The organism is Candidatus Limnocylindrales bacterium, from assembly GCA_035571835.1.
Lineage (GTDB): Bacteria > Desulfobacterota > Binatia > UBA1149 > CAITLU01 > DATNBU01.
The window spans coordinates 102,314-114,761 of the sequence record DATNBU010000024.1 but is presented as its reverse complement, the minus strand read 5'-3'; the positions used below and the strand labels follow the sequence as shown (position 1 = coordinate 114,761).

Genomic DNA, 12,448 nt, shown 5'->3' with positions numbered 1-12,448 from the left:
CGCAGACTCCGTTTTGTCAGGCGACTTCGGCGATCGCATCGCCGTCGGCGTCAGCAGTCGGCATCACCGGGAGGCGGGCGTCGTCTTCGACGAGCTCTTCGAAGCGGCGGCCTTCGAGCAGGAACTCGCGCACGATGCGCAGGATGTCGGCGGGAAGCGTCGCCTTGCCGAGCACGCGCCTTGTGGCCGCGCCGCCCGGAAGACCCTTGGCCATGTGACACGCAAGCCCGCGCAGGCGACCGAGATAGGCCCGCAGGTCCTTGGTTTCGGCAAGCGAGCCGGCAAAGTGTTCGAGGATCGCGATGCGCTCGAGCGTGGACGGGTCGCGGACCTCGTATCCATTCGCGAGCGCGAGCGTCTGTCCGAAGATCCACGGGTTGGAGATCGCGCCGCGGCCGATCATCACACCGTCGGCGTAACCGCCGCGCAGCCGCTCGAGCGCGCCTTCGGCATCGATGACGTCACCGCTACCGATCACCGGGATCGAGAGCCGGCTCGCGACCTCGCCGATCAGGTTCCAGTCGGATTCGCCGCTGTAGAGCTGGAGCCGGGTGCGCCCGTGCACCGCCAGCATCGCCGCGCCTTCGCCTTCGACCATGCGTGCGACTTCGACGGCGTTGCGGCTGGCATCGTCCCAGCCGGCGCGGATCTTGACCGTTACCGGGATGGAGACCGCGGCACGCACCGCGACGAGGATGTCGCGCAGCACGTCGGGTGTGCGCATCAGCTGGGCGCCGCCTCCGCGACGAACGACCTTCGGCGCCGGGCAACCGCAGTTGATGTCGACGATGTCGGCGCCGATCTCCTCGACCATCTCGGCGGCACGCACCATGCGGTCGACGTCGGCGCCGAAGATCTGGATCGAGAACGGCCGCTCGACTTCCTGGTAGCGGAGCATCGCGATGGTCTTGGCGTTGTCGCGCGAAAGGCCTTCCGCCGCGACGAATTCGCTGACGAGCAGGCCGACGGCATCCCGACCGCTGGCCTCGAGCACGGTGGTGCGGAACGCGCAGTCGGTCACTCCCGACATCGGTGAAAGGATGAGGTTGGTGCGCGTGACGACCGGTCCGATCGAAAGCGGCCTCAGCAGCCCGGGCTCCATCACCGGTCGTCTATCTCAAATCCGGCCCGCGGCCGAATTGCCCCGAATCCGGCCCCGGAGAAACCACCGAGTCCGGGCCGCGGCCGAATTGCCGCCCGCCCGCGTCAGTCCTCGGCGACCAGGGCGTGGGAGCTCGGAAAATACACGGAATGCGTGACACCGTACGGCTTGTCCTCGTAGACGAACGCGTCCTCGACGGCGACGTTGAGCGCACGGCAGATCTTGAGCGCGGTGCGGACCGTCGGCACGACGCGCGCGTTCTTGACCCGGTTGATGTAACTCTGCGCGAGACCCGTGCGCCGCGAAAGCTCCATTTCGGTCCAGCCCTTGTCGTAGAGAATCTTCGAAAGCTTGGTTTTCATCGGCGCACTCCAGAGCGGATCGGGATGCACCACGCGTATCGAAAGCGGCGCCGGACGGTCAATGACATGGCCGCATGTCGGCGCGACGTTACGACGTTCACGCGCCGAGCGCTGATATCCCGGAACGTGCATATGCTGCCGAAGCTTCGGCCGTCGGAGCATGGAGTTCGCGGCGACGAACAGGTGTTTGCAGGCGACGCCGGACAGTTATCCACAGCACGGCGATCATGGCGGCGTGCTTCCTCGTTGTGGCAAAAACCACAATACCGGCAACCATCAAACCGGTGCTGCACAAACGAAGGGCCGCGGATCCAAAAGCAAAACGCCCCGCTGTGAAATCACAGCGGGGCGTTTTCGCTTCAGCCGCCTGGCAGCGACTTACGGGCAGGCCGGGATGCCGCCCGGCGTGTACTGGACGTTGTGGTCCGTCGTGCAGAACGTGGTCGCGCCGCCCTGGCTGATCACGCGGCCCGGTCCCGGCAGTCCGGCCACCGTATTGATCGCCGGGAACTCGGTCGGCGGTACACAGAAGGTCGAGCCCGCAATCGGGAAGCTCGGATCAGGATCGCCGACCGCGACGATCGGATCGAGGAAGCACAGCCTGCGCTGCGACAGCGTGCAGTGATCCCCGTTCGTGCAATCGAAGTTCGAAGCGCACGCGTTCATGCCCGTCCCGTCGATGCGCAGCAGGCCGTCGCAGTAGCCCTGGTCCGGTCCGACCGTGCATCGGCCGTTGAACCCGTCGCCGATGTCCTCACAGAGTCCGCTCGTGCACTTGTTCGGTTGCGGGATGTCACCGATGCCCGGCGACGAACATGTCGAGAGCGTGCATGTCCCGCCCGGCTGCATCCCGCATTGGGCGTTGGTCGTGCAGCTCAGCGTGGACGCGTTCGAGCACTTCGTGTTGCTCAGCAGCGTGCAGGTGCCCGTGTTGACGAGCGTGCAGTCGCTGTTCGTCGTGCAGTTGAACGTGGTCGGGTCGTTGAAGGCGGAACAGAACCGGCCCTGCGTGGCGCACTGGGCGTCCGATGAGCAGCCTCTCGTCTTGTCCTTCGAACACTGCAGGCACGGGCACAGGTCGGTCCCGGGACCGGCAGCGTCGCAGTCCAGAGTCGACGGCAAGGTCGACGTGCCCGTCGTCTGCTCCAGATCGATGACGAGACCCGTTCCCGAGACGTTGGCTCCGTCGCTCGGCATGCAGTCGAGGCTGTAGGAGCCTCCACCCGGAAGCTGCGCTACGCCTCCGCTGCTTCGTGCCGGGAACGTCGCGTTGGTCGCCGTCGCATCGCACGACAGGCCGGTGTTGATGCCGCCGCTGCACGTGCCGCCACGGAGCCCGTCGCTGGCGACGGGGTCGTACGAGCCGCACGTGCCTTGCCCCGCAAGGCAGTCCGAATTGTTCGCGCACGTCTTGGTCGTCAGAATGCTGCACTTGCCGCCGCAGACCGGACACGGCTTGGCCTGCGTGATGCCGAGGTAGATGCGCGTGCGCAGGTTGGCCGTGATGTCGCCCGAGCCGAGATCGACGTTGGCCGTACCGCTGATATCGTTGGCGAAGCGGTTGACGACGCACACCGCCGTGCCGGCCGAGTTGAGCGGGAACGGAGCGCCGAAGAAGCACTCGCAGCTCGCCTGGCCCGAGCACGTGCCGATACAGTCGGCGTTGGTGTCGCAGAACGTTCCGTTTCCGCACTTCTTCTTGAAGTTCGGCGCCGTCGACGTCGAGCAGTTGCCGACGTTCGTCGGAGTGACCGGAGTATGGCAGTCCGCGTTCGTCGTACAGGTAAAGGCCGAGTTACCCGAGCAGCGGCCGGCGCATGTCGGGAAATTGCAGTCGGTATTACTCGTGCACGTGTTGCCGTTGACTCCCGAGCCGCCGACGCACGCCGGGCATTCGCTCACCGCAGACGCGAATGGTTCGTCACACACCGTTCGCGAATTGTTCGAGCAGCGGCAGTTGTCCGTCGACGGATCGATTCCCGCCACTTCGCATTGGCCGCAGCCGGGCGACGGCGGTCCTTCACAAACGAGGTACGCGCGTGTCGCGACTCCATCGTTGATGTCGGAGTTGTGCGCGTTGCCGGTCCAGCCGCTGTCGAGGTCGGCAACCGTCGTGCAGTAGCCGATCGACGTGTTGCACGTGCGAGGGACCGTGCAGTCCGCGTTGCTCGTGCACGCGTCGAGGCTGTCGTGCGAGTACAGCACCAGCTCGCCGAGATTGGGGCATCCAGGATCGGATTCGCCCGAACCCGCACCGCTCTGGCACGTCGACGAGCAGCCGTCGCCGCTGGCGGTGTTGCCGTCGTCGCAGATTTCGCCGGCGGTCGTGTTGATCGTGCCGTCGCCGCAGACCCTGGCCGTGCAGTTGGCATCGCACGTCAGGGTTTCGCCTCCGCCGTCGCAGGTTTCGCCTGCCGCGGAGTTGATGAAGCCGTCGCCGCACGCGACGGACGTGCAGTTGGAGTCGCACGACACGGTGTTCACGCCGCCGCTGTCGCAGGTCTCGCCGGCGTCCGTGACGTTGTCGCCACAGAAAGCAGTGCGGCACGTGGTGCGGCAGGCGTTCGGCGTGACGTTGCTGTTGGAGCCGTCGTTGTCGCACTGCTCGACGCCGCCGCTCGGACCGGTCGTGCACCCAGGGGCACTGCACAGGAATCCGTCGCCGCAGGCCGCCGATGCGCAGGTCGTAAGGCAGTTGTCGGTGTTCAGGCCGTTGCCGTCGTCGCAGGCCTCCGCGCCGCCGCTCGGGCCGCTGACGCAGCCGGCGCCGTTGCACTTGACGCCGTCGCCGCACGTGGCGACCACGCAGCTGTTCAGACAATGGTCGGTGTTGACAGCATTGCCGTCGTCGCAGCCTTCACCGGCGTCGGTGACTCCGTCGCCGCAGCTCGCGAGCTTGCAGTTGGTGCGGCACGCGTTGGGCGTGACGTTGCTGTTGGAGCCGTCGTTGTCGCACTGCTCGACGCCGCCGGTCGGACCGGTCGTGCAGCCCGGCGTGCTGCAGAGATTGCCGTCGCCGCAGGTCGCCGCGGCACAGTTGGTCAGGCAGCTGTCGGTATTCGAACCGTTGGCATCGTCACAGGCCTCTGCGCCTCCGGACGGGCCGCTCACGCAACCCGCGCCGTTGCACCGGACGCCGTCGCCGCAGGTCGCAACCACGCAGGTATTCAGACAGTGATCGGTGTTGACCGCGTTCGCGTCGTCGCAGCCTTCGCCCGCGTCGGTCACGCCGTCGCCGCAGGTCGGGAGCTTGCAGTTGGTGCGGCACGCATTGGGCGTGACGTTGCTGTTGGAACCGTCGTTGTCGCACTGCTCGAGGCCGCCGGTCGGACCGGTCGTGCAGCCCGGCGAGCTGCAGAGGTTGCCGTCACCGCAGGTCGCTGCCGCGCAGTTGGTGAGGCAGTTGTCGGTGTTCAGGCCGTTGCCGTCGTCGCAGGATTCCGCCCCGCCGGACGGGCCGCTGACGCATCCGGCACCGTTGCAGCGGACGCCGTCGCCGCAGGTCGCGACCACGCAGGTATTGAGGCACGCGTCGGTATTGACGGTATTGCCGTCGTCGCAGGCTTCGCTGCCGGCCGCAATCCCGTTGCCGCAGGCCGAGACGGTGCAGTTGTTGTCGCAGCCGTCGCCGTTGGTGGCGTTGCCGTCGTCGCAGACTTCGCCGGCAGCAGTGTTCAGGTTGCCGTCGCCGCACGAAGGCAGCGAGCAGTCGTCATCGCAGGCGGCGGTTTCAGTGCCGGCGTCGCACGCTTCGCCGGCTGCAAGGTTGGTATGCGCGTCGCCGCAAGAAATGGTCGTGCAGTCGGAATCGCAGGATGCGGAGTCGCCGGCCGTGTCGCAAGGCTCGGGCGCTTCGGCGAGGCCGTTGCCGCACTGGCGGCACGTCTGGTTCACGACGCCGTCGTCGAACTGGTCGCAGGGAGTCGAAAGGTTGTCCATGGCGTTGGTCATCAGGCACATGCGGCACTCGACGTTACGCGCCACGCATGCGGACAGGGTCGCGGCCGAGCCGGCCTGGGCAGAGCAGCCCGGAAATGCCGTCGCCAGAGCGACGCCGGCGCATTTCGCCGTGACGGTATCCGACAGCTTGGTGGTCGCGCCGCTGACCTTGCCTTTCGGATCGGCAGAGCTCGGCGTTGTCAGACAGACCTGGAGCTGAACCGCGGTCGCCCCCGGGTTCGACTTGAGAAAGTCCTTCTTGCACCCGTTGAACGCCTTGAGCCGCGTCGATCCGAGCTTCTCGTACGACTTCGTCACGGCGGCCTGGCACGCGGCGCCGTCATGATCGGTCAGCATCGCGGTGTGGACCGTGGATCCGTAGATCGCGCTCAGCAGTGCAACCTCTTCGCTGATCGCTGCCGTGTTTGCCGTTGCGGCACCGGTGAACGCGATCGCCGGCAGCGGCGGACTGCACTTCGACGACTCGGCGTCGGTCGTCTTCGTTTCTGCGCCCGCGACCTTGCCCTTGTTGTCGGCCATCACGCACTGGTCGGTGGTCTGCATTTCCAGATTCCCGGAACCCGCCGCCTTGACGCACGCGGCGTTGTCTTTGCCCTGCGTGGCCGCGACCTTGGCGCCGGCCTTGTTGATCGCGTTCACACAGCCCTGCTGGTCGTTGGTGATCGCGAAGGCCGGAAAAGCGGTCATCGCCATCGCGATGGAGACGCCGAATGTACTGAGAAGGAATGCGGATACGTTCGAGCGAGGCTTCATACAGGTCCCCTCCGGGTTGGTAAGACTACAGGCCGAGAACAGGGCGGCGGGCGTGGTCGTGGCCCGCTGCGTTGTAGACAGGGCCAGCCACGCTGGGTCAAGGGTAAAAAAGCGCAGGTGCGGAGGGTGACGCTCCTCGTCGCCCGCCTTCTTGCTACTGACACCATTGTTGCCAGAGCGCTATAGAAACGCGGACTGATTGATACGAGAACGAAATTTGGGCCGTGGCTCGAAGTCGCAAAGTACGCTGCGGCACAGAAGCCCCCGCCTGCCTTGAGGCCTTTTCAGTTCCGAAACGACTCGGATTCGTTTTTTTCGTCGGGCATGCCGGCTCCCGTCACAACGCCTCCTGCGTCGTTCACCAGTCGGTGCGTTGTGCGGTTCGGCGTCTGGCAGTGCCACGCCGGCGAACATCGATACGCCAACGGTGCTGCACGCAAGTGCGCGATGCTGCGTCTCGTTCTCAACTCGCGCGTAGCTACGACGCGCACGCAGCCTCTACATGACATCCGTAATACGTGCGTAGCTACACGCGCGCTTGCGTGAATGAATTTCCGATCACGCTCTTTAGATACGCCAACATAATTCCCACGTCGCTTTGCATTGACCTCGTGCCAACCGGCCCCGCATACACGGAGCACTCGCAATTCGGCGATGAACAACGTCAATCAGGAGGGGTACGCATGCAAAACCAGAAATGGCTGCCGCGATGGATCGTCATCGAAGTCGCAGCTGTAATTTTCTTCTCTTCATTCAACGCACACGCAACGTCGTGTCCTGGGTCGAGCATCGACCTGTCGGCCTCGCCTTATTTCGGACTGTTCGAGCTGACGACCGACTATGATCTCGGATCGGGCGGAATTTGCTTTAACGTGTCGGGGACCGGCGTCATCGATCTCAAAGGCCACAATATCAGCCGAACCGGTACCGGCGCCGGCACTGCCGCAATCTACTGTGCTAACACGGGCATAACGATTCAAGACACCGGGACGACGAAAGGGACGATCTCGGGGACGAGCGTCTACGGAATTGCAAACTGCTCGACCATCGAGGGCGTGGTTATCGACGGGCGGGCCGGATACGGCGTGTATAACACCGGTAATCCGCTTCAGTCTCTCACCAACACATACATCAATGCCGATACGTTCGGGTTTTACGGCGATCTCGCAAAAGGCTCATCGGCCATCTCATTTAATAATATTCGCGCGACCAATGGCGGCATTTACATCACCGGAATGGCTGATACGAGCGATCTTCGGTCAGCCCGGATCGAACGAAATGTGATCAATGACGGGAAATACTACCAGATCCACAGCGATACGGACCTAGTTGATTTTCGGAGCAACTATCTCCGCGAACAGAATCCTGGCGACGCGGCCCCGGATCCGGCGTATTGCATCGATGTTGCGGGTAGCCCGAGCGGAGATGGTCACACCTATTGTGACGATGACGATTGTGTCTACGGCAGCTCCATCTGCGATACGACGACCGACATCGCTTACGAGTTCCCCGAATACGCATCGACGACGGCATGTCCGTCGAACATCACCACCAATACGACGTTATCCGCCAACTATGACCTCGCAGCCACATCCGGAACTTGCCTCAACATAGCCGCTGCGGGCGTAACGATCGACCTCAACGGACACACGATCATGAATTCGTTGAGCGGCGGCACTGCGATCACATGTGCCAATGTCAGCGGGGTCACGATCAAAGACAGCTCGTCCGGCGTAAACAAAGGCGGCATTCGCGGTGCGTTCGCCAATGGGATCATCAACTGCGCAACGATCGACGCGGTTCGAATGGATGGACCGGATGTTGGAGTGAGCAATTCGAATGGATATCCCCTCGCCGCACTGAAGAACAGTGTCATCACCGCCGTCACTACGGCGGCCGACGTATGGATGGCGAACCGCAACTCATCCACGGTCACCAACAACTATCTACGCGGTGGAACTCAAGGGCTGGTCATCGGAGGCGTGGTGAACAGCGGACTCGGCAAATCGCAATTGACGAACAACGTCGTGCGCGAGTCGAGCACGAACCCACTGCACACCACGGACCACACCACCTCGGCGTACGCCGAGTTCAAGAACAACCTTCTGTATCGCGACGCAACACCGACCGCTACGGGATGCCATTCGCTCGACTTGGCAGCCTACAGCCACCTGATGTGCGCATGCGCCGATCAGTGCGAAACGGATGATCCGCCCATCCTCTACCCACTGCTGTGAGGAAGGAGCACGCCATGTACGCACCTGTGAAAGACAAGATTCCGGCAAATTCCAGAACCAAACCCGGGAGGAGGATTTTCTCAATGAAGAATGAACGCTCCAGCATGATGCTCGCCGCTTTTTTTGCGATGGTCGGCCTGATCGGCGGTTCCGCATCGTCCGCGATGGCCGTCGGCCTCATCACCAGCTGCGGATCTTACGGTGGATCAGGCGACTGGAAATTGAACGGGGCGATCTCCTCGACCAACGCCGATGCCTGCATCACGATGACCAATGGGAAAAATCTCGATACCAACGGCTATACGATTACGTGCATTCGATCGGCCGGATGCGGACCCGCTGTGCAGTGTGAAGATGGTTCGGGGGTCACCAGCATCGTACAAGGTACGGTCAATGACACCGTGAACGATATCGTCAATGGAACTGGAACTTTTTCCGCGGGTGTCAAGAATTGCGGCACCGTAAGGGAAATGAAAATTGTCAACGCCACAACCGGCATTCTCTGGGCCAACGGCGGCAACAACGGCAAGGCCTACCAGCGCAATGTCATCCAGTCGCCTGCCGGTGGGACGGGGATCGATATGGTCTTGCTCGATTCGAGCGACGTCATCGAAAACAACCGGATTGATGGCGGCAGCATCGGCATCCACATCGTCGGAAGGAGTTCGGCGACCGGACCGTTGATTCAGAAGAACATGATAAGGGGTTACACGTACGCAGGTATCAACAACACCGATACCACGTATTTCCGGCTGACGGATAACGTAGTGATCGAGGGAGGCGAAGACTCGATACCGATCAATGCCGTCTATGCGAACGCGACCTTCACGCACAACCTGTGCGAGGATGACGGAGACATTGGCGGCACCGCACCTTGCAGTTGCCAGCTCGATCGCATGATACCGCCCGCTGCCGGATCGACGTTGAGTTGCCTCTGAGGGAACGAGAGCCTCCGGCGGCGCCTGACAAAAGGGGATCGGTGCATTGCACCGATCCCCTTTTTTGCATCGGGCGCCGAACCGGCGCCCGACTCGCCGTTGCGAGCCGATCGTCTACGGACAGGCCGGCGAACCGCCCGGCGTGTACTCCACGTTGTGGTCGTTGTGGCAGAACGTTCTCGCGCTGCCCTGGCTGATCACGCGGCCCGGCCCCGGCAAGCCGGCCACCGTATTGATCGCCGGGTACTCCACCGGCGGTACGCAGAAGGTCGAGCCCGCGATCGGGAAATTCGGATCAGGATCGCCGACCGCGACGATCGGGTCGAGGAAGCACAGCCTGCGCTGCGACAGCGTGCACTTGTCTCCGTTCGTGCAATCGAAGTTCGAAGCGCACGCGTTCATGCCCGTTCCGTCGATGCGCAGCAGGCCGTCGCAGTAACCCTGGTCCGGTCCGACCGTGCATCTTCCGTTGAAGCCGTCGCCGCTGTCCTCGCAGAGGCCGCCGGTGCACTTGTTCGGCTGCGGGATGTCTCCGATGCCCGGCGACGAGCACGTTGAAACCGTGCACTCCCCACCGAATTGCATGCCGCAGTCGGCGTTGGTCGAGCAGCTTCGGGTGGCCGCGTTCGAGCACTTCGTCCCGCTCAGCAGCGTGCAGGTCCCCGTATCGACGAGCGTACAGTCGTCGTTGCTCGCGCAGTTGTACGTGACCGGATCGTTGAACGCTGAACAGAACAGGCCCTGCGCGGCGCACTGCGAATCGGACGAGCACCCCCTCGTCTTGTCCTTCGAGCACTGCATGCACGGGCACAGATCGGTCCCGGCACCGGCACCATCGCAGTCGAGGGTTGCCGGCAAGCTCGTCATTCCGGTCGTCTGCTCGAGATCGATGACGAGGCCCGTTCCCGAGACGTTCGCCCCGTCACTCGGCTGGCAGTCAAGGCTGTAGGAGCCTCCACCTGGAAGCTGCGCCACGCCGCCGCTGCTTCGTGCCGGGAATGTTGCGTTGGTCGCTGTCGCATCGCACGACAGCCCGCCGTTGATACCGCCGCTGCACGTACCGCCGCGGAGGCCGTCGCCCGCGACGGGGTCGTACGAGCCACACGTGCCGCCCGGTGAAGGCGTCGCGCAATCCGCGTTGTTCGCGCACGCTTTGGTCGGGCTCTGGCTGCACTTGCCGCCGCAGACCGGACACGGCTTGGCCTGCGTGATGCCGAGGTAGATGCGCGTGCGCAGGTTGGCCGTGATGTCGCCCGCGCCGAGATCGATGTTGGCGGTACCGCTGATGTTATTGGCGAAGCGGTTGACGACGCACACCGCGGTGCCAGCCGAATTGAGCGGGAACGGAGCGCCGAAGAAGCACTCGCAACCCGCCTGGCCGGTACAGGTGCCGACGCAGTCGGCATTGCTGTCGCAGAACGTTCCGTTTCCGCACTTCTTCTTGAAGTTCGGCGGCGTCGACGTCGAGCAATTGCCGTAGTTCGCCGGCGTGACCGGAATATGGCAGTCCGCGTTCGTCGCACAAGTAGCTGCGACGTTGCCCGAACAGCGACCGCTGCACGTCGGGAAATTGCAGTCGGTGTTGCTCGTGCACGTGTTACCGGCGACGCCCGAGCCGCCGACACACGCGGGGCATTCGCTGGCCGACGATGCGAACGGGTTGTCGCAGACCGTCCGCGAGTTGTTTTCACAGCGGCAGTTGCCCGGCGACGGGTCGATCCCGAGCACATCGCATTCGCCGCAAGCCGGCGCGGGACCCGGACAGTACAGATAAGCGCGCGTCACTACGCCATCGTTGATGTCGGAGTTGTGCGCGTTGCCGGTCCAGCCGCTGTCGAGATCCGCCACGGTCGTGCAGTATCCGATCGCGGTGTTGCACGTGCGCGGAGCGGTACAGTCGCTGTTGCTCGTGCACGAATCCAGGCTGTCGCGCGAGTACAGGGTCAGCTCGCCGAGGTCCGGACACTGGACATCGCCGACAATCAGCGTCGTCGAGGTGGTGGTGGTCGTCGTCGTCGTCGTTGTGGCGACCGGTCCCGACAGGTCGACGATCTGCTGCGCGTTGGTCTGCGCATCGTTCAGCGCCGCCGTGCAGACACACGTCGCCAGCGCCGACGCGGTCGCCGAGCCGCCGCACGCATCGAGAGTCGTGCCAGGCAGCGTCGCCGCAGAGCAGTCGCCCTGGACCGCTTCGTGGCACTTGTCGTACGCGTCGCTGGTCAGCGCCGCGAACCCGCTGCCCGTGCACGTCGAGATATCGTTGAGCTCGTCGTAGCTCGCCTGGCATTTCGTGGCGTTCTTGACGGCCGAGTTGTAGAGCTTGCTGCTGTTCTTGACGATCGACGAATGGCAGTCGAGATCGGCCTCGTTGGTCAGCGGTACCGTCGGGCTGCCGTTGGCCTCGTCACTGTAGCTCTGCGTGTCGCTGTTGGACAGGCACACGATGCAGTCGACGACGTTCGCGAAAGTCGTGACCGTCGGTACCGCGCCGTGGCACGGGATCGGGCAGCCGTCATAGAGCACGTCGGTGGGATTGATGCCGGTGCACTTGTCGACGACCTTCGCTTCGATCTTGTCGGCGGCGGCGGGGACCTTGTTGTCCGGATCGGTCGCCGCGATGTTGTTGCAGTTGACCGCGCCGCCGTCCTTGTCCTGCGACTTGTGGCACTTGGTCATCGATTTGATCGCCGTCTTTACGTACTTGGTGCCGGACTTCCCGATCTCTTTGCGGCACCCGAGCTGGGCATCGGTGAAGGCGGCCGAGGCCGGCGACGGAAGACCCGCGGCGGCGAGCCCCAGCGTCAGCGACGCGGCGACAAAAAAACGTGTCATGTAGGACATGAAAAGACTCCTCCCTGGTTCTGGAAAACAATGGCGGGCAGCGGTCGCAGTATCGTCCCCGGAAGCCGGCCGCGTAACATACTCCTAACCAACGAAAGGGTGCGTAAGCAAGAGATTACTCGGCGTTGCGGGCGTCGCGAGGTCTCGACGCAGTGCGACGAAGGCCCGTCGTGGCCTTATCTGGTGGTAACCCTCGTTCAGAGCTCCAAATGACGACGCCCCGCTGTGACGAGTCACAGCGGGGCGTCGCGACGT

6 protein-coding genes are annotated in these 12,448 nt (G+C 63.7%); 2 read left to right on the top strand and 4 right to left on the bottom strand.

The window, feature by feature from the left end:
- Nucleotides 1-16: 16 nt before the first annotated feature.
- The 3 genes from dusB to VN634_10005 form a co-directional block, all read right to left on the bottom strand.
- Nucleotides 17-1,102 carry a tRNA dihydrouridine synthase DusB gene (gene dusB / locus VN634_10015; GenBank protein ID HXC51207.1) on the bottom strand — a complete coding sequence of 362 codons (1,086 nt, stop codon included), beginning with the start codon at nucleotides 1,100-1,102 and terminating at the stop codon, nucleotides 17-19.
- A 104-nt stretch (nucleotides 1,103-1,206) separates the two neighbouring features.
- On the bottom strand, nucleotides 1,207-1,596 hold the full coding sequence (locus VN634_10010; GenBank protein HXC51206.1) for a helix-turn-helix transcriptional regulator: 390 nt from the start codon (nucleotides 1,594-1,596) through the stop codon (nucleotides 1,207-1,209).
- Between the two features lie 246 nt (nucleotides 1,597-1,842).
- Nucleotides 1,843-6,177, bottom strand: a complete 4,335-nt coding sequence (locus VN634_10005) for a DUF4215 domain-containing protein (GenBank protein HXC51205.1) — start codon at nucleotides 6,175-6,177, stop codon at nucleotides 1,843-1,845.
- A 683-nt stretch (nucleotides 6,178-6,860) separates the two neighbouring features.
- On the opposite strand from VN634_10005, the gene VN634_10000 reads away from it, so the two are divergent.
- Complete coding sequence (locus VN634_10000) at nucleotides 6,861-8,414, top strand: hypothetical protein (protein ID HXC51204.1); 1,554 nt, start codon at nucleotides 6,861-6,863, stop codon at nucleotides 8,412-8,414.
- 14 nt (nucleotides 8,415-8,428) lie between these two features.
- Nucleotides 8,429-9,352, top strand: coding sequence for a right-handed parallel beta-helix repeat-containing protein (locus tag VN634_09995; protein ID HXC51203.1), 924 nt, complete (start codon nucleotides 8,429-8,431; stop codon nucleotides 9,350-9,352).
- Nucleotides 9,353-9,466: 114 nt separating this feature from the next.
- Here VN634_09995 and VN634_09990 read toward each other — a convergent pair whose 3' ends face one another.
- Nucleotides 9,467-12,193 (bottom strand): hypothetical protein, encoded by a 2,727-nt coding sequence (locus VN634_09990; GenBank protein HXC51202.1) that lies wholly within the window; start codon nucleotides 12,191-12,193, stop codon nucleotides 9,467-9,469.
- Nucleotides 12,194-12,448 lie beyond the last annotated feature (255 nt).